The sequence below is a fragment of the Caenimonas sp. SL110 genome (genome assembly GCF_001044395.1).
Classification (GTDB): Bacteria; Pseudomonadota; Gammaproteobacteria; order Burkholderiales; family Burkholderiaceae_C; genus Ramlibacter.
Map to the genome: position 1 here is coordinate 115,916 of NZ_JANU01000001.1, position 25,572 is coordinate 141,487.

The 25,572-nt window shown below is 63.7% G+C and carries 24 protein-coding genes and 2 riboswitches; of the genes, 11 read left to right on the plus strand and 13 right to left on the minus strand.

Annotation, left to right across the window (positions count from 1 at the left end):
• Position 1: 1 nt before the first annotated feature.
• A complete protein-coding gene (locus AQ12_RS00550) occupies positions 2 to 700 on the plus strand; it encodes a DsbA family oxidoreductase (RefSeq protein WP_048437890.1) in 699 nt (232 codons plus the stop codon).
• Here the strand turns inward: AQ12_RS00550 and AQ12_RS00555 are convergent.
• The 8 genes from AQ12_RS00555 to AQ12_RS00590 all read right to left on the minus strand — a co-directional run bounded on the left by AQ12_RS00555 (position 682) and on the right by AQ12_RS00590 (position 11,381).
• A complete protein-coding gene (locus tag AQ12_RS00555; RefSeq protein WP_048437891.1) occupies positions 682 to 1,125 on the minus strand; it encodes a response regulator in 444 nt (147 codons plus the stop codon). The genes AQ12_RS00550 and AQ12_RS00555 overlap by 19 nt on opposite strands.
• A 200-nt stretch (positions 1,126 to 1,325) precedes the next feature.
• Positions 1,326 to 2,075 carry a sulfite exporter TauE/SafE family protein gene (locus tag AQ12_RS00560; RefSeq protein ID WP_048437892.1) on the minus strand — a complete coding sequence of 250 codons (750 nt, stop codon included), beginning with the start codon at positions 2,073 to 2,075 and terminating at the stop codon, positions 1,326 to 1,328.
• A gap of 125 nt (positions 2,076 to 2,200) precedes the next feature.
• Entirely contained in the window at positions 2,201 to 5,092 is a 2,892-nt protein-coding gene (gcvP, locus tag AQ12_RS00565) for an aminomethyl-transferring glycine dehydrogenase (protein WP_048437893.1), read from the minus strand.
• 24 nt (positions 5,093 to 5,116) lie between these two features.
• Positions 5,117 to 5,488, minus strand: coding sequence for a glycine cleavage system protein GcvH (gene gcvH / locus AQ12_RS00570; RefSeq protein ID WP_048437894.1), 372 nt, complete (start codon positions 5,486 to 5,488; stop codon positions 5,117 to 5,119).
• A gap of 40 nt (positions 5,489 to 5,528) precedes the next feature.
• Positions 5,529 to 6,683 (minus strand): glycine cleavage system aminomethyltransferase GcvT, encoded by a 1,155-nt coding sequence (gene gcvT / locus AQ12_RS00575; RefSeq protein ID WP_238587610.1) that lies wholly within the window; start codon positions 6,681 to 6,683, stop codon positions 5,529 to 5,531.
• Positions 6,684 to 6,763: 80 nt separating this feature from the next.
• Positions 6,764 to 6,883, minus strand: a riboswitch (glycine riboswitch).
• A gap of 14 nt (positions 6,884 to 6,897) precedes the next feature.
• Positions 6,898 to 6,991: riboswitch (glycine riboswitch) on the minus strand.
• Between the two features lie 37 nt (positions 6,992 to 7,028).
• Entirely contained in the window at positions 7,029 to 8,342 is a 1,314-nt protein-coding gene (locus AQ12_RS00580) for a hypothetical protein (RefSeq protein ID WP_048437896.1), read from the minus strand.
• A complete protein-coding gene (locus tag AQ12_RS00585) occupies positions 8,339 to 9,664 on the minus strand; it encodes a TAXI family TRAP transporter solute-binding subunit (RefSeq protein ID WP_048437897.1) in 1,326 nt (441 codons plus the stop codon). Before AQ12_RS00585 ends, AQ12_RS00580 begins: the two co-directional genes overlap by 4 nt.
• 19 nt (positions 9,665 to 9,683) lie before the next feature.
• Positions 9,684 to 11,381 carry an electron transfer flavoprotein-ubiquinone oxidoreductase gene (locus tag AQ12_RS00590; protein WP_048437898.1) on the minus strand — a complete coding sequence of 566 codons (1,698 nt, stop codon included), beginning with the start codon at positions 11,379 to 11,381 and terminating at the stop codon, positions 9,684 to 9,686.
• Positions 11,382 to 11,527: 146 nt separating this feature from the next.
• On the opposite strand from AQ12_RS00590, the gene AQ12_RS00595 reads away from it, so the two are divergent.
• Complete coding sequence (locus AQ12_RS00595; RefSeq protein ID WP_048437899.1) at positions 11,528 to 12,310, plus strand: SDR family oxidoreductase; 783 nt, start codon at positions 11,528 to 11,530, stop codon at positions 12,308 to 12,310.
• Between the two features lie 18 nt (positions 12,311 to 12,328).
• Here the strand turns inward: AQ12_RS00595 and AQ12_RS00600 are convergent, their stop codons facing one another.
• Positions 12,329 to 12,913 carry a peroxidase-related enzyme gene (locus AQ12_RS00600; protein WP_048437900.1) on the minus strand — a complete coding sequence of 195 codons (585 nt, stop codon included), beginning with the start codon at positions 12,911 to 12,913 and terminating at the stop codon, positions 12,329 to 12,331.
• Between the two features lie 10 nt (positions 12,914 to 12,923).
• Positions 12,924 to 14,075 carry a succinylglutamate desuccinylase/aspartoacylase family protein gene (locus AQ12_RS00605; RefSeq protein WP_082151329.1) on the minus strand — a complete coding sequence of 384 codons (1,152 nt, stop codon included), beginning with the start codon at positions 14,073 to 14,075 and terminating at the stop codon, positions 12,924 to 12,926.
• Between the two features lie 91 nt (positions 14,076 to 14,166).
• On the opposite strand from AQ12_RS00605, the gene AQ12_RS00610 reads away from it, so the two are divergent.
• Both AQ12_RS00610 and AQ12_RS23450 read left to right on the plus strand, forming a co-directional pair.
• Entirely contained in the window at positions 14,167 to 14,547 is a 381-nt protein-coding gene (locus AQ12_RS00610; protein WP_082151330.1) for a carboxymuconolactone decarboxylase family protein, read from the plus strand.
• Positions 14,548 to 14,637: 90 nt separating this feature from the next.
• Complete coding sequence (locus AQ12_RS23450) at positions 14,638 to 15,360, plus strand: calcium-binding protein (protein WP_053076471.1); 723 nt, start codon at positions 14,638 to 14,640, stop codon at positions 15,358 to 15,360.
• A gap of 21 nt (positions 15,361 to 15,381) precedes the next feature.
• Here the strand turns inward: AQ12_RS23450 and AQ12_RS00620 are convergent, their stop codons facing one another.
• On the minus strand, positions 15,382 to 15,927 hold the full coding sequence (locus AQ12_RS00620) for a PAS and helix-turn-helix domain-containing protein (protein WP_048437902.1): 546 nt from the start codon (positions 15,925 to 15,927) through the stop codon (positions 15,382 to 15,384).
• 108 nt (positions 15,928 to 16,035) lie between these two features.
• On the opposite strand from AQ12_RS00620, the gene AQ12_RS00625 reads away from it, so the two are divergent.
• The 5 genes from AQ12_RS00625 to AQ12_RS21820 all read left to right on the plus strand — a co-directional run bounded on the left by AQ12_RS00625 (position 16,036) and on the right by AQ12_RS21820 (position 21,197).
• Positions 16,036 to 16,731 (plus strand): CoA transferase subunit A, encoded by a 696-nt coding sequence (locus AQ12_RS00625; RefSeq protein WP_048437903.1) that lies wholly within the window; start codon positions 16,036 to 16,038, stop codon positions 16,729 to 16,731.
• 103 nt (positions 16,732 to 16,834) lie between these two features.
• Complete coding sequence (locus AQ12_RS00630; protein ID WP_048437904.1) at positions 16,835 to 17,470, plus strand: 3-oxoacid CoA-transferase subunit B; 636 nt, start codon at positions 16,835 to 16,837, stop codon at positions 17,468 to 17,470.
• A 96-nt stretch (positions 17,471 to 17,566) separates the two neighbouring features.
• Positions 17,567 to 18,985 (plus strand): hypothetical protein, encoded by a 1,419-nt coding sequence (locus AQ12_RS00635; RefSeq protein ID WP_152682613.1) that lies wholly within the window; start codon positions 17,567 to 17,569, stop codon positions 18,983 to 18,985.
• A gap of 166 nt (positions 18,986 to 19,151) precedes the next feature.
• The gene (locus tag AQ12_RS00640; protein WP_048437906.1) at positions 19,152 to 20,531 is read left to right on the plus strand and encodes a CoA transferase; all 1,380 of its coding nucleotides are present in this window, start codon (positions 19,152 to 19,154) and stop codon (positions 20,529 to 20,531) included.
• A 141-nt stretch (positions 20,532 to 20,672) separates the two neighbouring features.
• Positions 20,673 to 21,197 (plus strand): hypothetical protein, encoded by a 525-nt coding sequence (locus AQ12_RS21820; RefSeq protein ID WP_152682614.1) that lies wholly within the window; start codon positions 20,673 to 20,675, stop codon positions 21,195 to 21,197.
• A gap of 21 nt (positions 21,198 to 21,218) precedes the next feature.
• Here AQ12_RS21820 and AQ12_RS00650 read toward each other — a convergent pair whose 3' ends face one another.
• Both AQ12_RS00650 and AQ12_RS00655 read right to left on the minus strand, forming a co-directional pair.
• Positions 21,219 to 21,782, minus strand: a complete 564-nt coding sequence (locus tag AQ12_RS00650) for a DNA-3-methyladenine glycosylase (RefSeq protein ID WP_048437907.1) — start codon at positions 21,780 to 21,782, stop codon at positions 21,219 to 21,221.
• A gap of 11 nt (positions 21,783 to 21,793) precedes the next feature.
• Positions 21,794 to 23,629 (minus strand): ABC transporter ATP-binding protein, encoded by a 1,836-nt coding sequence (locus AQ12_RS00655; protein ID WP_048437908.1) that lies wholly within the window; start codon positions 23,627 to 23,629, stop codon positions 21,794 to 21,796.
• A gap of 98 nt (positions 23,630 to 23,727) precedes the next feature.
• On the opposite strand from AQ12_RS00655, the gene imuA reads away from it, so the two are divergent.
• Together imuA and AQ12_RS00665 are read left to right on the plus strand one after the other, a co-directional pair.
• Positions 23,728 to 24,498, plus strand: a complete 771-nt coding sequence (imuA, locus tag AQ12_RS00660) for a translesion DNA synthesis-associated protein ImuA (RefSeq protein ID WP_053076473.1) — start codon at positions 23,728 to 23,730, stop codon at positions 24,496 to 24,498.
• A partial coding sequence (locus AQ12_RS00665) for a hypothetical protein (protein ID WP_048437927.1) occupies positions 24,467 to 25,572 on the plus strand: 1,106 nt, incomplete at its 3' end. The genes imuA and AQ12_RS00665, both read left to right, overlap by 32 nt.

Here is a 25,572-nt window from a genome sequence, read left to right on the forward strand (position 1 = left end):
CATGACCACGCCCATCAAAATCGACTTCGTCTCCGATGTCTCGTGCCCCTGGTGCGCCATCGGCCTGGCCTCTCTCGAAACTGCCCTCAAACGGCTGGACGGCGAGGTGCAGGCAACGCTTCACTTCGAGCCTTTCGAGCTCAATCCGGGAATGCCACCTGGCGGACAGGACATCACCGAGCATCTGACGCAAAAGTACCGGTCCACGCCCGAGCAGCAGGAAGCTGCGCGCGACGCGATTCGCGAGCGCGGCCGGGCGGTGGGTTTCGAGTTCCGCAAGGAAGGTCGCGGCCGCATCTACAACACCTTCAATGCGCATCGGCTCCTGCATTGGGCGGCGATCGAGGGCGACGAACGTCAGCACGCCCTCAAGAAGGCGCTGCTCGGCGCGTACTTCACCGACGGCAAGAGTCCTGAAGACAAGGATGTTCTGGTCGGCGCGGCAACGCAGGCCGGGCTCGATCCGTCACGAGCGCAAGAGATTCTCGATAGCAACGAGTTCGCTGATGCCGTACGCGAGCGCGAATCATTTTTTCAGCAGCAGGGCATTAACGCAGTGCCTGCGGTGATCATCAACGACCGCTACCTGATACAGGGCGGCCAGCCGCCCGAGACATTCGAGGAGTCGCTGCGGCAGATCGCCCGTGACGCAGGCACCGAAGATGAAGAGGACAGCCCAGGTCAGGCCGCCGGCCTGTAGCGCTCGTTCACCGTCATCCAGAAATCGTGCACCTGCCGCATCTTGCGGCGCAGCTCGTCATAGTCGGTGGCCTTGCGCACATAGCTGTTGGCGCTGTTGGCATAGCAAGCGGCGATGTCGGTCTTTTCGGTGGACGATGAATGCATCACCACCGGAATGGTCGCAGTGCGTGGGTCCTTGCGCATGGCCTTGAGAACATCCAGGCCGTGCAGGCGCACCAGCTTCATGTCGAGAATCACCAGGCGCGGCTGCACCGAGGTGTCGCGGCTGGCGTACGGGCCGCGGCCGAACAGGTAGTCCAGCGCCTCCACGCCGTCGGTTGCTGTAGCGATGTCGCGCGGATTGCAGCACTCGCTGAGGGCCATGACCGTCAGTTCAAGGTGATCGGGGTTGTCATCCACCACGAGAATCGAGGCGTGGTTCATCGCGAGCCCTAACAAGACCATTTAGTTCCGGCCAGTTGGTCCGGACTCTCCCTGTCATGGCGTCTTGCGAATCTGTGTCCCTTGACGCCATCGTGGATTTTTACACACCGGGCGATGTGCGTGTCACTGAACTTGGGCGTTCCTGTCGCTCATTTGACCGGCGTGCTCGCCAGACGACGCCATCAGCTAATCCAAAGCTCTCAGATCCGTGTCAGCAACACCGGAACCGATGCCACCAGCAGCGCCACGCCCGAAAGCGCGAGCAGGCAGAGGATGACCTTGCGAAACGCAACATCGCTGATCCCGGTGTAGATCCGCGCGCCCATGAGTGAAGGGATGAGCACCGCAGGGGCGACCACGGCGAAGAGTGGCAGATGCTCGGTGGTGACGATGCCTGTGGCGATGTAGGTGACGAATGTGATGGTCAACATCGACAGGTTGAAGTTCTGGATGATGGAGCGCTGCACATCCTTTTCGAGATTGCGCAGCGCGCACCACAGCGTTGGCGCAACGCCGGTGAAGCCACCCAGTCCCCCCATCAGGCCACCGAGCCAGCCCGACAGTGCATCGCCGATGCGTCCGCCGCGTGTGATGCGAGGCAGCCGGTCTGCGAAGAACATGAGCGGACAGACCACGATGACGAACAGGCCGAACAGGGCCTTGAAGAGCGGCACGTCCAGGCGCGGCAGTATCCAGACGCCGATGGGAAGGCCGACCAGACCGCCGAGGATGAAGGGCGCGAGCCGCTTGTAGTCAAAGCCGCGGCGAACCGTCACTGCCTGGATCACCTGGCCCGTGAAGCCGCCGAAGACGGCCAGCGCTGCGGCCAGGCGCGGCTCCAGCGTCCACGCCCAGATCGACATCGCAGTCAGGCCGAATCCGAAGCCGGACAGGCCCTGGATGAAGCCAGCCAGCGCTGCTCCGATGATGATGACGATAAGCTGGTCCACGGGCCGTGATCGTACCTGCGGCGAGAGGGCTGTCATGCCGGACCTGGTTCGGCATCCACTGCGAAGCAGCAGCGGCGCTTGATCGCAGATGGATTGCGATCAAGTCCGCAATGACAGCCTTGGCCTCACTCGTAAGCCGACATCGGAACGCAAGCGCAGAACAGGTTGCGGTCACCGTACACGTTGTCCACGCGTCCCACCGGCGGCCAATACTTGGCGTGGCGCTTTTCACCGAGCACCGCCGCGCCCACCTCACGCGAATACGCATGCGGCCATTCGCCCTTGATGAGCGAGGCGGCGGTGTGCGGCGCGTGCTTGAGCGGGTTGTCGTCCTGCGGCCATTCGCCGCGCTCGATGCGCCGGATCTCTTCGCGGATCGCGATCATCGCGCCGATGAAACGGTCGAGCTCGTCCAGCGTTTCGCTTTCGGTCGGCTCGACCATCAGCGTGCCGGCAACCGGGAAGCTCAAGGTCGGCGCGTGGAACCCGTAGTCGATCAGGCGCTTGGCCACGTCTTCGGCAGAGACACCGCTGGCTTCCTTCATGGGCCGCAGGTCCAGGATGCATTCGTGCGCGACGTGGCCGTTGGCGCTGGCGTAGAGGGTAGGGTAGTGATCCTTCAGCCGGGCACTGATGTAGTTGGCCGAAAGAATCGCGACTTCGGTGGCCTGCGTCAGGCCCTCGGGACCCATCATCCTGCAGTACATCCAGCTGATCGGCAGCACGGCCGCGTTGCCCAGGGGCGCCGCCGAAATCGCGCCCACCGCGCGACCCGTGATGCCGCCGGCTTCATGGCCGGGCAGGAAGGGCACGAGGTCTTCGACCACGCACACCGGGCCGACACCCGGTCCGCCACCGCCGTGCGGAATACAGAAGGTCTTGTGCAGATTCAGGTGGCTCACATCACCGCCGAACTCGCCGGGCGCCGCGACGCCGACCAGCGCGTTCATGTTCGCGCCATCGACGTACACACGGCCGCCGTGCTTGTGCACCAGCGCGCAGAGCTCCTTGACCTGCATCTCGAACACGCCGTGCGTGCTGGGGTAGGTGATCATCACGCAGGCGAGCTTGTCGCTGTGCTGTTCGCACTTGGCCTGCAGGTCGGCGAGGTCCACATTGCCGTTGTCGTCACAGGCGGTCACCACCACCTGCATGCCGACCATCTGCGCGCTGGCCGGATTGGTGCCGTGCGCGGATGAAGGAATCAGGCAGACGTTGCGATGGCCCTGGCCCTTGCTTTCGTGGAAGGCCTTGATGGCCAGCAGGCCCGCGTATTCGCCTTGCGAGCCCGCATTGGGTTGCAGGCTGATGCCGGCATAGCCGGTGGCCTGGCACAGCCACGCGCGCAGCTGCTCGTCGAGCTCGGCGTAGCCTTGCTGCTGGTCGCGCGGTGCGAACGGGTGGATGTTGGCGAACTCGGGCCAGGTGATGGGAATCATCTCGCTGGTCGCGTTGAGCTTCATCGTGCAACTGCCCAGCGGAATCATGCTGCGGTCCAGCGCAAGGTCCTTGTCCGACAGCGCGCGGATATAGCGCAGCATGCCGGTCTCGGAGTGATGCGTGTTGAACACCGGATGCGTGAGGAAGGCGCTGGTGCGGCGCAGCTGCGTCGGGATCATCGGCTCGATGCCCTTTTCGAAAGCGTCGAAGGACGGCAGCGCCCCGCCTTCGCCCATGAACACTTTCCACACCAGTTCGATGTCGTCGCGGGTCGTGGTCTCGTCCAGCGAGATCAGGATGTACTCGCGGTAATACACCCGCAGGTTGGCCCGCATCGATCGGGCGCGCGCGGCGAACGATTCGGTCTGGTCGCCGGTGTGCAGCGAAAGCGTGTCGAACGCGCTGTCCTGGCGCGGCTTGTGGCCCAGCTGCTCGAGGCCCCTGGCCAGGATCGCGGTGTAGCTCGCCACGCGCTGCGCAATCCGCTTGAGGCCCTGGGGGCCGTGATAGACCGCGTACATGCTGGCAATCACAGCAGGCAAGACCTGTGCGGTACAGATGTTGGAGGTGGCCTTCTCGCGCCGGATGTGCTGCTCGCGGGTTTGCAATGCAAGGCGATAGGCCGGGTTGCCGTGCGAATCGACACTGACGCCCACCAAGCGTCCGGGCAGCGAGCGCTTGAGCTCATCCTTGCAGGCCATGTAGGCCGCGTGCGGGCCGCCGGCACCCATCGGCATGCCGAATCGCTGGGTGGTTCCGACAACGATGTCCGCGCCGAATTCACCCGGTGGCACCAGCAGCGTGAGCGCGAGAAGGTCGGCGGCAACGACCAGCGCCGCCTGCTTCGCGTGGACCTTGTCGGCGTCGGCGCGCAGGTCGTCGATGCGACCGCTGGTGCAGGGGTACTGCGCCAGCACGCCGAAGTAGTCGCCTTTGAGCAGTTCATCCCACTCAGGCCCGGAGTTCGCCAGCCGGATCTCGATGCCCAGCGGCTTTGCGCGCGTCTGCACCACCTCGATGGTCTGCGGATGGCAGTCGCCCGCCACGACGAATATATTGCTCTTGCTCTTGACGCTGCGCTTGGCCAGCGTCATTGCTTCGGCAGCGGCGGTTGCTTCATCGAGCATGGACGCGTTGGCGATCGGCATGCCCGTCAGGTCGCAGACCATGGTCTGGAAGTTCACCAGCGCTTCCATCCGGCCCTGGCTGATCTCGGCCTGGTAGGGCGTGTAGGCCGTGTACCAGGCGGGGTTCTCCAGGATGTTGCGCAGGATCACGCCGGGGGTGTGCGTGCCGTGATAGCCCTGTCCGATGAAGCTCTTGAACAGCTGGTTTTTCGCAGCCATCGCCTTGAGCTCGGCCAGCGCGGCAGCCTCGGTCGTTGCCGCCGGAATGTTCATCGCATTCTTGCGCGCGATGGAGCGCGGCACGATGCTGTCGATGAGCGCACGGCGCGACGATTCGCCGATCACATCGAGCATCAGCTTTTCGTCGGTGGCTTCGATGCCGATGTGGCGCGCGACGAATTCGCAAGGGTTTTCAAGCTCGCCGAGCGGGCGGGCGGATTGCATCAACATGAAAAAAGGCCTCTGGTTGCTGGCTTATGCGGCCGAGAATTTCCGGTAGTCCGGCTCATCCATGAGCACATCGAATTCGGCCATGTCCTTGATCAGGATCTTGAAGAACCAGCCGTTGCCCATCGGGTCGGTGTTGGCGAGCGACGGATCGGCGCGCAGCGCTTCGTTGACTTCGGTGACTTCACCGGCAATCGGCATGAACACATCCGCCGCAGCCTTGACCGACTCGACCACACCCGCAACCTCGCCCTTGGTGTAGACGCGGCCCACCTCCGGCAGGTCCACAAACACCACATCGCCCAGCGCGTCCTGCGCATGGAGCGTGATGCCGACCACAGCGGCTTCATGGTCCTCCAGCTGGATCCACTCGTGATCTTCGGTGTACTTGACTGTCATAACTCTCTCCTAAAAATTGGGGTCAGATTCCAATTAACAACTAATGGGATGGGCCGCGATAGTAGTTCTGCTTCACGAAGGGCATGGCAACGACTTCCATTGGCACCAGCTTGCCGCGAACGACTGCGTTGATCTTCGTGCCAAGGGAAGCGTGGGCTGCGTCCACGTAGGCCATCGCGACGGGCTTGTCGATGGTGGGGCCGAGCAGCCCGCTCGTGACTTCTCCGATGGCGGCCCCGGAGGCATCCTGCAAGGGCGTGTGATCGCGCACCGGCACCCGCTCCAGCGCGATCAGGCCGACGCGCTTGCGCAGGACCTGCGATGCGTCCTGCAACTGGGCCAGCACCTTGTCCGCACCGGGAAAACCGCCTGCGCGCTCACCGCCTGCGCGGCGAACCTTTTGCATGGCCCAGTTCAGGCCCGCCTCAACCGGCGTCGTCGTGGTGTCGATGTCGTTGCCGTACAGGCACAGGCCCGCTTCAAGCCGCAATGAATTGCGCGCGCCAAGACCGATGGGTTTGACTTCAGGTTGCCTGAGCAATTCGCGTGCAAATGCGTCCGCCAGGGACTCGTGCACCGAGATCTCGAAGCCGTCCTCGCCGGTGTAGCCGCTGCGGGTGACGAACAGCTCCTGTCCGTTCCATTGGAATGCGCCGCCGGTCATGAAAACCAGCGCGGACACGCCCGGCAAGATGCGCTCCAGCGCGTCGACTGCCTTGGGCCCCTGCAAGGCCAGCAGCGCCCGCTCGGGCATGGGTATGACGTCGCAGCGGTCGCCGATCTTCATGGCCATGTGCGCGATGTCGCCGGCCTTGCACGCGCCGTTGACGATGACAAAAAGATGATCGCCGCGATTGACGAACATCAGGTCATCGATGATCGTGCCTTCGTCGGTGAGCAGCAGCCCATAGCGCTGCTTGTTCACACCCAGCCCGATCACATCGACCGGCATCAGCGTCTCGAACGCAGCGGCTGCGCCGTCACCCACCAGGCGAAGCTGCCCCATATGCGACACATCGAAAAGCCCCGCGGCTTGGCGCGTGTGCTTGTGTTCGGCCATCAGGCCCTGGGGGTACTGCACCGGCATCGAGTAGCCGGCAAAGGGAACCGTGCGCGCACCGAGTTCAAGGTGCAGGCTGTGCAATGGTGTTTGTTGCAGCGACTGCTGCTGGGATGCGGTGGACAGATCGGACAAGACGGCGGCTCCGAAGCTCAGGGGACCAAGGCTGTTCATTCGCATGAACCGTGCCCGCAAATCCATCGCTCACACGATGGTCGGTCCCTGCTGTCCGCTTTACCTGAGAGATTCACCCGATCCTTCGACGGCCATCGGGTTTGCTCCTTCGGTGGACTTCAGGCCCGCAACGGGTGAAGCCTCTCTCCAGCAAGGTGAACGTCCGTACTGCATGGACGCCTTGTCAGTCCTTTGTACCTGAGCGTTCGGGGTGGCCCTGCGCCTTCGGTGGTTCCCATCGGATGGGGACTCTCTCCTGACCCGCAAAGTATAGCCGCGCGAATTGCGCAGCACCCCGGCCCAGCCTCAGCGCGAACGCAGCGTCAGCAGTCTTTCGCGTGCCGCGACCAGGTGCTCGCGAAGCGTGTACCACCGGTCTGAAAATCGGTTGGGCAGGTCGAGCGATGCGACCTCCTGCTCCATCTGGTCGAGCTTGACCAGCAGGCCCTTGAGCTTCATCGGAGACTCGCTCGCGAATGCCTCCAGGTCGTTTTGCAGGAAGTTGAGCTCGCCGTAGTAATGCGCGAGCACGGCGTCCACCCGCAGGCTGAAGAGCTGGGGAATCCACACCAGCGCGGCGATGGCGATGGCGATGACAGGCAGCACCGCGAAGAGCAGGAGTTCGGCAAGCTGCGCCCACCAGTACGGCAGCGCCCGTTCGAGCATCGGGCGCTGGCCGTTGGCATAGAGCATCGCAGTCGGTGACAACGGAAAGTCGCACTGGTAGTCGGGGTACTCGTTTTGCCGTTGAAGAAAGGTCGGCACTGAATGTGTATCGGTGGCGGTGTCCAGCAGCGCGCGCTGCAACGCAGGGTGCATGGCCGTACGCACCAGAAGGTGGGTGCCGGTGTAGAGCATCGTGAGGTCGCGCGGCGGGATGTCGCTGCGCAGTTCGATCGAACCTTGCGGCAGCACGAATGGTTGCAACCGCGGCTCGCGCGCCGTCAATGCGTTGGCCCGCTCGACGCCCAGCATGTAGATTCCCGGCGAGCGGCTGAGCAGCCGCACGGTGGGCGAATCACCACTGCCGATGACGAACATGGCGTCGATGCGGCGTTCCAGCAATTCATTGGCTGCGGGCAGTCCGCCCGACTCCAGCCAGCTCACTTCGGAAGGTTTGACCTGGGCCTGACCGAGCAGTTGCACCGCGACCTGACGGGTGGATGCGCCCGCCGGTCCGGCAGCGACCTTGAGGTTGCGCAGCAACTGCAGGCCGATCACGCCCGAATGGTGCGTGAAGACCCAGACCGGCTGCTTGCCGATCACGGCCAGCGCCTGGATACCGGAGGCGGGGTCTTGCGTGGCGAGCAGGCCGTGCGCAAATCCTGCCTGTGAACTGTCTCCTGGTGCAGCAAGCCGCTGCACGGGTCCGAGCGCTCCGTCAGGGGAGGTGACGATATCCACCGCAATCCCCCGCCGCTCCAGTTCGTCCCGGTACTGCTGCGCGATCTGCGCATAGCCGCCGTTGCTCACGCCCACTGCCAGCGTGACGCTGCGAGGCGGCAGCGGAAACAGCCAGTGCGCGCAGGCCCAGATCGCCAACACGGTGATCAGCACGATGGGCAGGTAGCAAAGCCCCCAGCGCTGCCGGTAGATGCGGATCATGGCGCCGGACGTCATCGGCCCCGCCCGCTGTACAAGCCCGAGCGAACGAAGTCGATGTGCTTGCGCAAGGTGTACCAGCGCGGCATCAGGTAAGACGGCGTCGCGAATTCGGCCATCTGCTTTTCAATCTCGGCCAGGCGTTGCAGGTACTTCACCCGTTCGACACCCGACAGGCCCGAGCGCGCCAGGTCGTGCTCGATGAACTTGAGCTCGCCATACCAGCGCGCCACGCGGCTATCGACCAGCCAGCGCAGGTAGGCCGGTATGACGCGTGCCAGCCAGAACGCGGCAAGCGTCACCGGCAACACGATGACGAGAAGGCGAAGCAAGAGCTGCCCCCACCAGAACGGCAGGCTTTTTTCAAACCACGGCCGGCCGTGCACCAGGGTGTAGCGAGCCTGCGCGGAAGCCGGAAACTCGATGCGCTTGAGCGTTGGAAAGTCGCTTGCGCGATGGAAAGGACCTGCGCCGGCGTGGACTTCCTGCGCGACTTCTGCGGCGAGCCGTTGCAGGGCAGGATGGAGGTCGGCTCGCGCCACCAGGCTGGACGTGGCAATCAGCACTGCCGTGTCGCGGGCCGGAATCTTTGCGAGCGGGTCGAGCGCGCCTTCAGGCAGCAGGCGCAATTGCAGGAACGGCAGTCGCTCAGTCAGAGCGGCGCTGCGCTTGAGCTGCACGAGCTGCACACCCGGCGTGCGCAAGAGCTGGTTGACCACCTGCGACTGGGGCGCCGACACCATGAACATCGCATCGAGGGATCCGTTGGCCATCGCCTGTATTGCTGCAGGCCCCGACGTTTCCAGGTCGACGATGTCCCTCACGCCCATGCGCACCTGTTCCAGCAGCGCTGTCGCCAGCCGCCGTGTGCCACTGCCGCGCGGCCCGAGCGACACGCGCAAGCCTTGCAGTTGCTCCAGCGAATCGAGCCCCGGCACGCGAGAGAACAGCCAGACCGTCTCGTTATCGACGCGCGCCAGCGTTTCGAGCCGCACGCCTTGCGAGCGATCAGTCGATGGGCTGCCCATGCCGCCCTGCACGAAGGCGAGGTCGACCGTGGGAGAGGCAACGCCGCGCAGGCGTTGCAGATTCGAGTCCGCGCCTTCCGACGTCACCACCTTCAGCGTGACGCCATGCCGCTCGAAGACCTGCGCGTATTTCTGCGCGTAGGCGTTGTAGACGCCTTCTGCGAGCCCCGAGCTCATCGTCACCTCGCGCGGTGGCATGGGCAGGAAGGTGATCCACAGCCACGCGATGATCGCAAGAGCCGCCAGTGCCAGCGGTGCCTTCACCAGCAGCCACTTGCTTCGGTAGATTCGAGCGGCAGGTGAGGCTGGCATCCAGATCAGGGCCTGTGGATCACATGTTCACGTAGTTCGGCCCGCCCCCGCCTTCAGGCGTCACCCAGACAATGTTCTGCGTCGGGTCCTTGATGTCGCAGGTCTTGCAGTGCACGCAGTTCTGCGCGTTGATCTGCAGCCGGTCCTTGTTGTCTTCGGTCTTCACGAACTCATAGACACCGGCGGGGCAATAGCGCGCCTCCGGCCCGGCGAACTTCGCAAGATTGATGTTGACCGGAACCGACGCGTCCTTGAGCGTCAGGTGCGCAGGCTGGTCTTCCGCGTGGTTGGTGTTGGAGATGAACACCGACGACAGCCGGTCGAACGTCAGCTTGCCATCGGGCTTGGGGTAGACGATGGGCTTGCAGTCCGCGGCGGGCTTGAGGTAGGCGTGGTCGGGCTTGTCGCGGTGCAGCGTCCAGGGAATGCGGCCGGCCAGCGCAAACTGTTCGATGCCGTTCATCAGCGTCGCGGTGAACAGGCCCTTCTTGAACCACGCCTTGAAGTTGCGCGCCTTGTGCAGCTCTTCATGCAGCCAGCTCTTGTCGAAGGCCTGCGGATAGGCTTCGAGTTCGTCGTGCTGGCGTCCTTCACCAATCGCGTTGAAGGCTGCCTCTGCAGCGAGCATGCCGGTCTTGATTGCGGCGTGGCTGCCCTTGATGCGGCTCACGTTCAGGTAGCCAGCGTCGCATCCCACGAGCGCGCCGCCGGGGAAGATCGTCTTGGGCAAGCTGGAGAGGCCGCCAGCCGTGATCGCCCGTGCGCCGTATGAAACGCGCTTGGCCGGCTTGATGCCGTGCGCCTCGTCGCCTTCCAGGTACCAGCGGATGTTGGGGTGGGTCTTCCAGCGCTGGAATTCCTCGAACGGGCTGAGGTACGGATTGGAATAGTCCAGGCCGGTGATGAAGCCCAGCACCACCTGGTTGTTTTCCATGTGATAGAGGAATGCGCCGCCATAGGTGTCGCTGTCCATTGGCCAGCCGGCAGTGTGCAGAACGAAGCCGGGCTGGTGGCGCTTGGGGTCGATCTCCCAGAGCTCTTTCACGCCCAGGCCGTAGGTCTGCGGGTCCTTGTCGGCATCGAGCTTGAACCTGCTGATGAGCTGCCGGCCCAGATGGCCGCGCGAGCCTTCTGCGAACACCGTGTACTTCGCATGCAGCTCCATGCCAAGCTGGAAGCTGTCGGTGGGCTCGCCGTCCTTGCCCACGCCCATGTTGCCGGTGGCAACGCCCTTCACCGAACCGTTGTCGTTGTAGAGAATTTCGGCAGCCGGAAAGCCGGGGAAAATTTCCACCCCGATCGCTTCGGCCTGCTGCGCCATCCAGCGTGTGACATTGCCCAGGCTCACGATGAAATTGCCGTGGTTCTGGAAGCACTTGGGCAAGAGGAAGTTCGGTGTGCGAAGGCCGGATTTTTCGCCGAGGAAGACCATCGCGTCATCGGTGACCGGCTGGTTCAGGGGCGCGCCCTTTTCTTTCCAGTCGGGGATGAGCTCGGACAGCGCGCGCGGGTCCATGATGGCCCCCGACAGCGTGTGCGCGCCGGGCTCGGAACCCTTCTCGAGCACGACAACCGAAATCTCCCGGTTGTTCTCGGCAGCGAGTTGCTTCAGACGGATGGCAGTGGCAAGGCCTGCTGGGCCGCCGCCAACAACGACCACGTCGTATTCCATCGCTTCGCGCGGGCCGTACTGGGCCAGCAGTTCATCGTGCGTCATGGGTGAATATCTCGCTGATAATGATTTGGTGGGTCTGGCGCGCTCGCGCAATGCGCAGGTGCGAATCGCATTGATTCTATTGCGCGCGCGCATGCGAACAAACGTTTGCCTCAGTGGCCCGGACCAAAATCAGGCAGGAGACTCTTGTGAGCTACAGCATCGATTTGTCTGGACGCGTCGCCTTTGTGACGGGCGCCTCCAGCGGCCTTGGCGCGCAGTTTGCGCGCACGCTCTCGCGCGCAGGGGCCGCAGTGGTCCTGGCCAGCCGCCGCGTTGAAAAACTAAAGGATCTCAGGGCCAAGCTGGAGGCTGAAGGCGGCGACGCGCATGTGATGGAACTTGACGTCACGTCCATCGACAGCATCAAGGCGGCCGTCGCTCATGCTGAAACCGAAGTCGGTTCCATCGACATCCTGGTGAACAACTCGGGCGTGAGCACCACCCAGCGAATCCAGGATGTATCCGAGGAAGACTACGACTACATCTTCAACACCAATGTGAAGGGTGCGTTCTTCGTCGCGCAGGAAGTCGGCAAGCGCATGCTGGCCCGCGCGCGGGGTGCAGCGCCTGGCACCTACACGGGCGGGCGCATCATCAACATCGCTTCAATGGCGGGGCTCAAGGTGCTGCCGCAGATCGGCGCGTATTGCATGAGCAAGGCGGCGGTTGTGCAGATGACCAAGGTGCTCGCGCTGGAGTGGGGACGCTTTGGCATCAACGTGAACGCGATCTGCCCGGGCTACATCAACACCGAACTCAATCACCTGCACTGGGAAACGGAGCAGGGACAAAAGCTGGTGCAGATGCTGCCGCGCAAACGCGTCGGCCAGCCGCAGGACCTCGATGCGCTCATCGTCATGCTGGCGAGCAAGGAGAGCCACTTTATCAATGGGGCCGTCATCGCGGCTGACGATGGCTTTGGCGTTTGACGGGGCAGGGCGCCGCCTTCACTTTTGCTTCGGCACGCGTCCCATCAGGTAGAACTCGTTGTTGGGCATCATTCCCGAGAAGCTCGCGATGCGGTTGGACAGCCCGAAGAACGCGGTGATGGCCGCGATGTCCCAGATGTCTTCGTCGGTAAAGCCATGCGCATGCAGCGGCGTGAAATCGTCGTCGCCGATCTCGTCGGAGTGCTGGCAGACCTTCATTGCGAAGTCGAGCATGGCGCGCTGGCGCGGCGTGATGTCTGCCTTGCGGTAGTTCACTGCCACCTGGTCTGCGACCAGCGGCTTCTTTTCGTAGATGCGCAGGATCGCGCCGTGGGCCACCACGCAATAAAGGCAGTTGTTGGCCGCGCTCGTGGTCGTGACGATCATCTCGCGGTCGCCCTTGGTGAGGCCGCTTTCGCGTCCAGCGGTTTCGGGCGTCATCAAGGCGTCGTGGTACGCGAAGAACGCGCGCCACTCGGCAGGGCGGCGGGCCAGCGCGAGGAACACGTTCGGCACGAAGCCGGCTTTGTCTTGCACTTCAAGCACGCGCGCCTTGATGTCGTCGGGCAGGTCCTTGAGTTCGGGGGCGGGGTAGCGGTTCATGGGTTTCCTTTCAATCGTCCAGGCCTGTTTTGCCCTTGCGGTGCGCCAGTATCTTTTCGCCGGCGATCGCAAACACCACGGCGCCCGGCCACACCAGCTTGCCGCTTTGCTTGCCGCTGTAGAACAGGCCGTCGGTTCTCGCGACCACCGGTTTGCGTGCCTTGGGGCCTCGCGCATCCGAAGGGTCGATCACGTCGCAGATCACCTGGCCCTTTTTCACCCAGGTGCCCTTGGGGAAGTGATAGACCAGGATCCCTGAGGCTGGTGAGTAACCTACATCCATGCCGCCGATGGGGGTGGGCTCGGCTTTGAGCGCAGGCAGCTTGCCGGCGCGGCCGGAGATGATGCCGCGCCGCACCAGGTGGCGGTAGAGGTTCTTTCCATCGGACTCGGCCATCGGATGGCTCACGTCGTGCTGGCCGCGGTATTCCACCGTGGTCGAATGGCAGGCGGCGGGAATGGCCGCATCGGGAAAGCGTTCGGACATGCGCGCCCAGAAGCCGCCGTGCACGCCGGAGAAGGTCAGCGATTCTGCATACGGGTCGCTGTAGAGCGTGGCCTCTGCGCCCAGGTCCGCTGCGAGGTCGCGCACGCGATCGGGCATGTCGCGTTTGGATGAGAACAGGTGCAGCACCGCGTCCTGGTCGCAGTGCAGGTCCAGCACGATGTCGGCATCGACCGACAGCTTCATGACCTCCACGCGCAGGGTCTGCAACTCGTTCATCGGCTTCATTGCGCCCAGCTCGGCCAGCGCGGCGCTGCGAATGAGCGCGACATTGCTCGCTTCATCAGCACCCAGCTTGCCGCCCACACGCGCGGCCACACCCTCAGACAGGTCGAGCCAGTTGCGGTTGAAGTTGTCGCGACCCAGAAAGTCATAGCGCCCCAGGTGCTGGTGACCTGCCAGCTGGGAAAGGCCGATCGGGTTGACGGTTGGCACCACCACGATCTCGCCCTGGATGAGCCCCTTCCTGTCGGCTTCGACCAGCATGGGCATCAGGTAGTGCAGCGCCATCGCGCCCGGCAGTTCATTGGCATGCACGGCGGCCTGGAGGTAGGCCTTGGGCCTTGCGCCGCGTTTGCCGAAGTGATGCACCGCAATGCTGCGCGAAGTGCCCGGCGTCATCGTCGGCAGGACGATGGAACTCTTTTTGTGCGTCAACTTTGTCTCCTGGATCCTGTGGGGATTATGCGGCGGCGCTCTTTGGCAGCCGCCAGCCCGTATGCTCCAAAACTTCCAATCAAGGAGTGATATGCAGCTACCAGACGATCCGCAAATCCAGGCAGGCCTTGCGACCCGCCGTGCCGTTCTCGGCGACAAGTATGTGCAAGGCGCACTGGACAAGGCCACCGAATTCACAGCGCCCCTGCAGGAACTCGTGACCCGTCATGCATGGGGCAACACCTGGCAGCGGGACGGCATCGACCTCAAGACGCGCAGCATCGTCACGGTGTCGATGCTGGTGGCGCTGGGGCGCATGCATGAGCTGAAAATCCACGTGCGTGGCGCGCTCAACAACGGGGTGACCAAGCAGGAGTTGCAGGAGATCTTCATGCATGCGAGCGTCTATTGCGGGTTTCCTGCTGCGGTTGATGCATTTCGCAGCGCCGCTGAAGTGATTGACGCTGCGTGAACATAGGCGCCGTCTGACATCGCAGGGCCGGCAAGTCTGATAGAACTGAACGGTCAATCGGACACTCACCAATCATCGAAGGGAACTCACATGGCAACCTATCAAGGCGACGACGGCCCCAACAACCTCTTTGGCTCGGCCAACGCGGACCTCATGGAAGGGTTCGGCGGCAATGACTACCTCGTCGGCTTCGGCGGCGCTGACGCACTGTACGGCGATGCCGGTAATGACGTGCTTTTGGGCGGTGCCGGCGATGACGACCTGTTCGGCGGATCAGGGCTGGACTGGGCGCTGTTTGAAGGCAACATCTCCGAATACCGCGTCACCAGTTTCTCGGACCATGTGAGCGTCAATGACGTTACCTTCGACGGCGGCCTCGACTACGTCGGCGCGGACGTCGAACGCATCCAGTTCGACGACCTGGGCATCGCCTACGACCTGTACGGCAATGCAGGCGCCGCAGCGCGCCTGATTGGCACACTGTTCGGCGGCGAGGTGCTCTACAGCCAGCCGGTGTACATGCAGATTTTCCTGGACGCTTTCGACGACGGCTACACGGCCGAGCAGATCGCGGCGGCAGCCATTGACATCGTGTATCCGACTTACACCGACGAGCAGCTGGCCGACCTGATCTACTACAACCTGGCTGGCTATTACGGCTCGCAGGGGGAGATCGATGCTATCGAATCCCTGATTTATGACTACGGTGACGCATACATCACCGTGGCCGCGGGCTACACGAGCTACAACGACGTCAACATCGACTTCGCAGGGCTGGTTGCCAACGGCGTGGACTTCCTGCCGATCATCTGAAGATAGCGCGGGCTCCTGGTTTCAGGCGCCCGCCATCAGCTTGTGTACGAGGTCGGCCGTGGTGTTGGCCTTGTACTTGCGCATCAGCCTTGCACGATAGATTTCGACCGTGCGATGGCTGATGACCAAAGCCTTGCCGATCTCCTTGGAGGTCATCCCCTCCAGCAAGCGGGCCGCGACTTCACGTTCGCGCGCCGTGAGTTCTGCCTTTACCGGGCGCTGCGAACTCAGATCCTCGAATGACCAGATACCCGACTCGTGCGGGTCTTCGCGATTGAGCGCGCGGCCGGTCACGTGGCACCAGAACACATCGCCGTCGGCACGCTTCATGATGCGGTCGTCGGCGTAATGACCCTTGGTATTGAGAATGGGCGCCATGCGCGCGCCCAGCCGCTCGTACTCGTCGGCGCTGGGATACAGCACCTGAAACGATTGGCCGATCAGTACCTCGCGCGAAGCACCGAACATCTCGCACAACTGCTGGTTGCAGTCCACGATGGCGCGGTTGCGCGACAGGCAAAGTCCTACTGGGGCCATGTTGAAGGCCAGGCGATAGTCAACGTCCACCGGGTTGGTCTCTAGGGAAAACTACGTAACTTGTTAGGTAGTATCGTAGCGGCAATCCCCGGTGCCCCACTTCGGGTTTCTTCGGGTTCCTCAGCAGGAGTTTTAACCTTGAACAAGATATTTCCATCTGCGGCCGACGCCCTCAAGGACGTCATCCAGGACGGCCAGATGCTGGCTGTGGGCGGCTTCGGCCTTTGCGGCATTCCCGAAGCCCTGATCGACGCGCTGCGCGACAGCGGCAAGAAGGACCTGACGGTCATCTCGAACAACGCCGGTATCGATGGTTTCGGCCTGGGCAAGCTGCTGGAAACGCACCAGATCAAGAAGATGATCTCGTCGTATGTCGGCGAGAACAAGGAATTCGAGCGGCAGTTCCTGGCCAAGGAACTGGAGCTGGAGTTCACGCCGCAAGGCACGCTCGCCGAGAAGCTGCGTGCGGGCGGCGCGGGCATCCCGGCGTTCTTCACCAAGACAGGCGTGGGCACCGTGGTGGCAGACGGCAAGGAACTGCGCGAGTTCGACGGCGAAACCTATGTGATGGAACGCTCGCTCGTGCCGGACATTGCGCTGGTCAAGGCCGATGTCGCCGACAAGTCGGGCAACCTGCGTTTTCGCCTGACGGCGCGCAACTTCAACCCGGCTGCAGCAATGGCCGGCAAGCTGTGCATCGTCGAAGTGGAAAAGATCGTTGAAGTCGGCGAGCTCGAGCCCGATGACATTCACCTGCCCGGCATCTATGTGCACCGCATCGTGCTCAATGCCACGCCGGAAAAGCGCATCGAGAAACGCACCATCAGCACCTAACAGCACCTTGTCATGCCGGACTTGATCCGGCATCCATGAATTCATGGATTGCGGATCGGGTCCGCAATGACATCCAAATGCCAGACGCACAGGAGAATTGAACATGCCTTGGACCCAAGACCAGATGGCCGCGCGTGCGGCGCAGGAACTCGAAGACGGCTTCTACGTGAACCTCGGTATCGGCATCCCGACGCTGGTGGCCAACTTTGTCGGTGACAAGGAAGTGTGGCTGCAGTCCGAAAACGGAATGCTGGGCATCGGCGCATTCCCCACCGAAGACCAGGTGGACGCCGACCTCATCAATGCCGGCAAGCAGACCGTGACCACCATCAAGGGCTCGTCGATCTTCGGCAGCCACGACAGCTTCGCGATGATCCGCGGCGGCAAGATCAACCTCTCGATCCTGGGCGCGATGCAGGTGAGCGAGAAGGGCGACCTGGCCAACTGGATGATCCCGGGCAAGATGGTCAAGGGCATGGGCGGCGCGATGGACCTGGTCGCAGGCGTCAAGCGCGTGATCGTGCTGATGGAGCACGTCGCCAAGAAGAAGGACGGCACCGAAGACCTCAAGGTGCTGGAGAAATGCACGCTGCCGCTGACGGGCGTGGGCGTGGTCGATCGCATCATCACCGACCTGGCCGTCATGGATGTCACCGACGCGGGCCTGAAAGTGGTCGAGCTTGCACCGGGCGTGACGATGGAAGCGCTTCAGGCGAAGACCGGTCCTAAATTGCACTGAGCCGCAAGGCAGGCCCCGTAGGCCTCTGGGCCTTGGATTGAGGGGTTAGTCTATTAGGGTTATCCTGTAGTTGTTTTTGACTACAGGAAAACATGAATGGATAGAACTTCAACCGCCCGTCTCGCTTTCGGCATTCGCGCACAAGCTCCCGCAGCGCTGCCGCGGCAAGTCAGTCAATCCACGCTGGGGCCCCGAGTCAAGCGGCTGATGGCCGTTTTCCAGCGGACCGAGCGCGACGACCAGGTGGCGGCGGCCCGGCACAGGGTGCTGCAGGTGATCAGCGCCGCGCTGGGCCAACTGGCAGAACCCGGAAAAGACATGGCGGCCTGGTTGAAGAGCGTTATCGCGCTCTCCACCGCTCAACCCCCGAAATTCATTCCCGACAACGAGCGATTCCGCGACTTTGAGAATCTGGTCGCCGAGGCCGCCGAAGACTTCGGTTCCGATCGTATCTACATGGTGATGCTGCACCTGCGCGGCGCCCGTCAGCACATCGCCGAACACCTCAGGGACGAAGCAAACGACTACGCCGAGACATTCAGGTACATCGACAGCACGAACTGGCAGCTTGAGTGCATTCTCCGATCGCGCCCCAACGTCCGGGAGGTCATGAGCCTGGTCAGGGCCAGCAACCGGCCCGAGGTCATTGCGCGGTACACGAAGCCCGCCAGACTCGCTGGCCGGATCGAAGGGCACATCGCGCTGCCGGGGCTTGCCCTTGAACGAATTCCCGCTGCCGACCCCGAACTGCAGGATCGACCGTTGGCCACACTGGTCACGCAGTACCGGGTCCTTGAGCAAGCCTCGTTCGACGGCGGCGATCGGGCGGCTGCATTCAGGACTGAACTGGTCCATCGGCGGCTATTTCCGAACATGGTCGCTGCCACGGCGGCGGCCCTGCCTTTCATCGCCGGCGCCACCGATGGCAGCTTCACCTTCAAGTACCGCAACTGGGTCGATGAGATGAGCGAACTCAGCGATACGCACGGGCAGCGGGGTGCAGGGTACGGGTTGGCGTGCGATGCGCTTGCGGTGTGCGCTTCGAGCGACCGGCACAGGGCCGATGTGGAGCGCCTGTTCGACCGCTTGTCCAACGATGATCTGGGGGCCATCATGGTTTCGGCTCCTGCGGGTCTGGCAAACGACGACGAGCGCAGCCTGCTGTTCAAGCTCGCCGACGAGCGCCTGTTCGGGCGACGGGAAGCTGCTGTCGAAGCATTCATCGCTGCTGCAGGCACGGCGGATAAACGCCTGGCATATGCGAATGTGCGGGATGCCTCCCGGCTCGCAGATGCACTCGTTGCGCTCGCCGCTTGTGCGGCTGCACTTGCTGACTGGCGAGTCGAAGATTCGCCGTCCTGCGAACGGCTGGCCGCTGTGAGCGAGCAGTTGCACGGCAAGCTCCGGGGACTGAACGCAATGGCGTTCGCAAGACTCGAACCTGAAAAACGCAAGGCGCTGGTGCAGGCTTGCGGGACGCTGGGCTTCGCGGACATCGCCGCCCTGGCGCGTTGAGCTGATGCTGTCATTGCGGACTCGACTCGCAACAGGTCATGAGGCTGTCATTGCGGACTTGATCCGCAATCCATGCCTGATCGAGCGCAGTCGCCGCTTCGCGGTGGATGCCGGGTCAGGCCCGGCACGACAACCAAGCGGCGTTGCCACGGCGTAAACAAGCACAATGGCATGCGTGACCTCCGCACGCGACGCACTTTCCGGGCTTTGGGCGCTGGCAGGCTTGCCGGCTGAAGCACTCGCTTTCACGCGCCTCACGGGCCACGACCCCGTCTTTCCCTCCACCTTCGCTGTCGGCACGGCTGCGCAATCGACCATTGCTGCGGCTGCGCTTGCCGCGTGCGAACTCGGACACTGGCGCGGCGCGGCCCGTCAGCAGGTCAGCGTGGACATGCTGCACGCGGCCTGCGAATGCACCGGCTGGTTCAGTGTCGATGGGCGCGTTCCTGATTTGTGGGACAAGTTCTCCGGGCTTTACCGCTGCTCGGACGGATGGGTCCGGGTGCACGCCAACTTCGCACATCACCGGGAGGGCGCCCTCAAACTCCTGGGACTTGATCCGGCCACCGCGCAGCGACAGGACGCAGAAGAGGCGATGCTGCAATGGCGCGCCATCGACCTGGAGACTTTTCTTTCCGACGCGGGCCTGGTTGCCACCGCGATGCGCACATTCGACGAATGGGACGCATCGCAGCAGGGCAGGGCGATCGCATCGCAGCCGCTGTTCACCATCGACCGCATCGGCGATGCGAAGCCGCTGCCGCTGCCTGCCCTGGGCGACGATCAAAGGCCGCTGGAGGGCATCAAGGTGCTCGACCTCACGCGCATCCTGGCGGGACCGGTCGGCGGCAAGGCACTGGCGGGATACGGTGCCGATGTGATGCTGGTCAATTCGCCCCATCTTCCCAACATAGAAGCCATCGCGGACACCAGCCGGGGCAAGCGCTCGGTACACATCGACCTGCGAGCGGACCATGGCCGCAGCGCGATGGACCAACTGCTGCGCGACGCGCATGTGTTCGTCCAGGGCTATCGGCCCGGCGGGCTTCGCGATCTGGGGTTCGGCCCTGAAGCCGTTGCCGGCAAGCGCCCCGGCATCGTGTACGTGTCGCTCACGGCATACGGCACACAGGGGCCGTGGTCGCATCGCCGGGGTTTCGATTCGCTGGTGCAGACCGCCATGGGCTTCAACCACGCAGAAGGCGGACGCGTTCCGCGCGCACTGCCCATGCAGATCCTCGACGAAGCAACCGGTTACCTCATTGCGATGGGCGCCAGCGCCGCACTGCATCGCCAGCAGCGCGAAGGCGGCAGCTGGCATGTGCAGGTCTCGCTCGCACAGACGGGGCATTGGCTGCGCCAGCTCGGCCGCGTGGAAGATGGGCTGGCGGTGCATCGACCCGATGTGCAAGCCTTTGCAGAGAACAGCGAATCAGGATTTGGTGCCTTGCGGGCGATCCGCCACAGTGCCGGGCTTGACCGAACGCCCGCCAGGTATGGCCGTCCTTCCATGCCGCCCGGCAGCGACGCGCCGTCCTGGGGCTGATACCGCGCTACCCCCAAGACCTACCGGCTGACCGGTCTGTGGCTTACAGCCGTTTGCAGGACAGACCTGCACAGCCGCCGGGGCTGCGCTGTGATCATTCTTCCCATCAAGCGCGATGTCTGCGCGAGCTGGAGAAAGAACATGCGTCGTTGGAAATTCACACTGCTGGGCTTGCTGGTATCGGCCGCCTCGTTCAATGCACTGGCCTGCTACACCGTCCATGACAGCGCGGGACGCGTTGTCTACCAGGGCGCCGATGCGCCCGTGGACATGAGCCGCCCGCTGCACCAGACCGTGCCTCAGCGGTTTCCGGGCGGACACATGGTGTTTGACACCACCACCGTCTGCACATCCATCAATGCGGCCGGCACTGGCACGAACCGTGGTTTGCAAAAGGCCGTGCTGAGTTCGCCGCTCCTCACCGACGCCGCCACAGCAAGGCGCATGAACGTGCCGCACACGGTGGTGGCGCGAGGCGTTGCCGTGGTCGACGGTCCGGCTGTCGCGATGGCACCGGCAGTGACGGTGATTCCGTCGGACCAGACGGCGCTGGCGATTGCGCGGGCCGACCGGCAAAACCGTGCGCCGACCGTGATCACCGAGTACAGGGATGCTGGCGTGGTGGACACGCGCTCCATGGGCGCAGGCCCGGCGGTGCGTCGCTGATTGACGCGAGGCGCACAGGTCTCAGCCGAACGGTCGGCTGAGAAACCTCGATCCCGCTTCGCCAAATCGCCAATGCACTTCCATCGCTTTTGAAATGCCGATGCGCGGGCCTTTGACAATTCGGGCAGGTTGATCCGCAGCCAACACCTCGAAGGGCGCCTCGTCCAGCCGCAAGCCGTTGAGCGCACGCGTGACACCCAGCGCCTGCCCCACCTTGCCCGGACCCGAGCACAGCTGCCTGACTTCCTGAATGCCTCGTCGCGCGCGCATCAGGTCCATGCCTTGCGTGGGCTCGATCGCGCGAATCAGCACGCCCGCGCCATGCCCCTTTTCGCGGCAAACAAAATTCAGGCACCAGTGGATGCCATACGAGCGATAGACATAGGCACGCCCTGCCGGGCCGAACATCGCTTCATTGCGTGGTGTCGGGCCCGAGAAGCTGTGTGAGGCTTCATCGTCGCGGTCGTAAGCCTCGGTTTCGACGATGCGTCCACCGACCCCATCGACCAGCAGCGTGGCGCCGATCAGCATCTGGGCAACTTCGTGCGCGTCGCCGTTGAAGTCTGCGGGCTTGAGCTGCTTCATGGGTGGGGCAGTTAGTCGTCGTTGTCGCCCAGAAACCCGCCGCTCTGGTGCGCCCACAAGCGGGCATACAAACCGCCTTTGGCCAGCAGCGTCCGGTGATCGCCTTCTTCGACGATGCGCCCCTGGTCCATCACCACCAGCCGATCCATTGCTGCGATGGTTGAGAGCCGGTGCGCGATCGCAATCACCGTCTTGCCTTGCATCAGGTCATCCAGGCTCGCCTGGATGGCGGCTTCGACTTCGGAGTCGAGCGCGCTGGTGGCTTCGTCGAGCAAGAGGATGGGCGCGTCTTTGAGCATCACGCGCGCGATGGCAATGCGCTGGCGCTGTCCGCCCGAGAGCTTCACGCCGCGCTCGCCGACATGCGCTTCGTAGCCCTTGCGGCCATGCGTGTCGCCCAGGTTCTGGATGAAGTTGTGCGCCTGCGCGCGCCGCGCGGCGGAAATCATCTCTTCTTCGCTCGCGGTGGGGCGACCGTAGGAGATGTTGTCGCGCACCGAGCGATGCAGGAGCGATGTGTCCTGCGTGACCATGCCGATGTGGGTGCGCAGGCTGTCCTGCGTGACCCGCGCGATGTCTTGCCCGTCGATGGTGATGCGCCCCGAATTCAGGTCATAGAAACGCAGCAGCAGGTTCACCAGTGTCGATTTGCCCGCGCCCGAGCGGCCGATGAGGCCGATCTTCTCGCCGGGCTTGACCGTGAGGTTGAAGCCTTCGATGACAGGATCGGCGCCCTTGGCGTAGCGGAACGTCGCATCGTCGAACTTCACTTCGCCACGCGTCACTTCCAGCTTGCCGGCATCCGGCGCATCGACCACGACGCGCGCGCGGGTGAGGGTGCCGATGCCGTCCTGCACGGTGCCGATGTTCTCGAACAGCGAAGCCATCTCCCACATGATCCAGTGCGACATGCCGCTGATGCGCAGTGCCATCGCGGTGACGGCGGCCACCGCGCCGATGCCCACCTGCGCCAGCGACCACAGCCAGATCGCATAGCCGCAGGTGCCGATGATCAGGCCCACCACGAGCAGGTGATTGACGATCTCGAAGGCGCTCACCAGCCGCATCTGCTTGTAGCCGGTGACCATGAACTCGGTCATGGCCGCGCGCGCAAAACCCGCTTCGCGCTGGGTGTGCGAGAAGAGCTTCACCGTCGAGATATTGGTGTACGCGTCGGTGATGCGCCCGGTCATCATCGCGCGCGCATCGGCCTGCAGCTTGCCCATGCGGCCCAGGCGCGGCACGAAGTACCAGACCGAGACGGCGTAGAAGCACGCCCAGATGGCAAACGGCCAGATCAGCCGCGCATCGAAGGCACCGGCAAACGCCATGATGGTCACGAAGTACACGATGGTGCCCAGGGCCACATCGGTCGTGGTGAAGATCATCTCGCGCACGGCCAGCGCCGTCTGCATCACCTTGGTCGTGATGCGTCCTGCGAATTCGTCCGAGTAGAACGACATGCTCTGCCCGAGCATGAGCCGGTGGAAGTTCCAGCGCAGCCGCAGCGGAAAGTTGATGGCGAGCGTCTGGTGCTTGAAGAACGTCTGCATCGCGATGAACAGGGTGCTGCCCACCAGCACGCTTGCCAGCGCCAGCAGTTCCTTGCCCTGCAATTCCCACAGCCGCGCGGGCTCGTTCTTGCCCAGCCAGTCGACGATGTGGCCGAGCAGGGCGAACAGCCATGCCTCATAGGCCGAGACGGCCGCGCTGAAAAACGCGAGCAGCAGGACGTAGCCGCGCAGGCCCCGGGTGCATGCCCACACAAAGGGAAAGAAGCCCTTGGGCGGGAGTTGGGGCTCCGCTTCGGGGTACGGATGGATGAGTTTTTCGAAGAGTGAATACAAGGGTGCGTGCGAAAAGTAATAGAAAGTTCGACAAAAATAAAAGCTGTCAGGGGTCAGGCAAACACTGTATAAACAAACAGTTGTTTCCCGATTCTCCCATGTCATCACTTGCCAGTCCTCGCCTTCGCCTTGTTGATCCAGCTTCGCTGGAGCACGTCTGGCGCGTGCAGGACCTGGCTGCGCAACAGGCGGTGATTGCCAGCGGCCACGAGCCGCTCGACAGGCAACTTCCCGGGGGCGGATGGCCGCTGGGAAGCATGGTCGAAGTATTGCAGCATAGACCCGGCCAGCACGCCTGGCGCCTGCTTTTGCCGGCCCTGGCGAAGGCCATTGAAACCTCAGCCGGGCCGGTGGTGCTGGTGGGTTCGCCCTACCTGCCGTTCGGCCCCAGCCTGCAGTCGCAAGGCCTGCCCGGCAACCGGCTTTTGTGCGTGAACGCAGACAAGCCCGCCGCGCGCCTGTGGGCCTGCGAGCAGGCGCTGCGCTGCGCGGAGGTGGCTGCTGTCGTGGCGTGGCTTGCGCAGGCCAACCCGGCGCAACTGCGGCGCCTGCAGATGGCGGCGCACGAGCAGCAGCGGCTGCTGTTTGTGTTTCGCGAGGCGCGCTCGCAAAACGATGCATCGCCTGCGCGGCTTCGTCTGCTGGTCGATGGCACCGATGCAATGAATGTGCGCATCCTCAAGCGGCGCGGGCCCCCGCTCGAATCGGTGGTGAGCCTGCCGGCCCATCCGCGCAAGCTCGCAGCGCTGCTGAAATCCCGCAGGCTGCGAACGTCCCCCTTGTCCGTACCCTTGCCCGTGCGCATGCCGGCGTCGCCAGGGCAGCAGGAAAACATCCATGTACTGGATAGCGCTCCTGCCCACCCATGAACAAGAGCGAATCGCCTGGGGCTGGAGAGCGTTGCAATACACGCCGCGCGTTGCCCCCGTCGATGAAGCCATTCTTGTCGAAGCATCAGCCTCGCTGAGGTTGTGGGGTGGGCGCCGCGCGCTGCTCAAGAGCCTGCTCGAGGCGGGTGAAACCTTGTCGCCGGTGCAATGGGCGCAAGGGCGCTCATCGCTGGAGGCGCTGGGCATGCTGCGGATGAAAGTGCGCGGGCAGCAGGCGCCGGCCCAGGTGCCTCACGATCTGCCCGTCGATGTGATGACGGCGGCGATTGCGCACATTCCCATCCTGGAACGCATCGGCTGCCGCAACTGGGGCGACCTGCTGGCGCTGCCCCGGCAGGGGCTTGCGCGGCGATTCGGCACGCAGCTTCTGCTGGCGCTCGATGCGGCCTTCTTTCATGCGAATGAAACCTATCCGTGGCTCACGCTGCCCGAAGATTTCGACATGCGGGTGGAGCTGATGGCGCTGGCCACCACCGCCCCCGAGCTGATGTGGAGCGCGCAGCGCCTGCTGTCGCAATTGCAGGTGTGGCTGCAGGCGCGCAATCGCGGCGTGCTCGCGCTGGAACTGGAATGGACGCTGGACCTGCGCCGCCTGAACGGCGTGAAGCTGCCGCCGCACGAGCAACTTGCGATCCGTACAGCGCAGCCCACGCAGGACATCGCGCACCTGCGCCGGCTGGTGGCCGAGCACCTGGGCCGCGCAGCCTTGTCCGCGCCCGCGAGCTACCTGCGCCTGCGCTCGCTCGAAACCACGCCCTGGGGCGGCACGAACAAGAGCCTGCTGCCCGAAGACAACGTGAAGGGCGAACGCCTACACCAGCTTGTCGAGCGCCTGAGCGTGCGGCTGGGCGAAGGCTGCGTGGTGCAGCCGCTCGCGCATGCCGACTGGCGCGTGGAGCAAATGCAGCAGTGGAAACCGGCGCGGGGTTTGCAAGGCAGTACGCCCATCGCACCCTTTGACAATGAAGCCTGCGATCCGGTGTATCCGACCTGGCTGCTGCCCAAGCCGATACGGCTGGAAGTGAAAAACCATGTGCCGCAATGGGGCGGGCC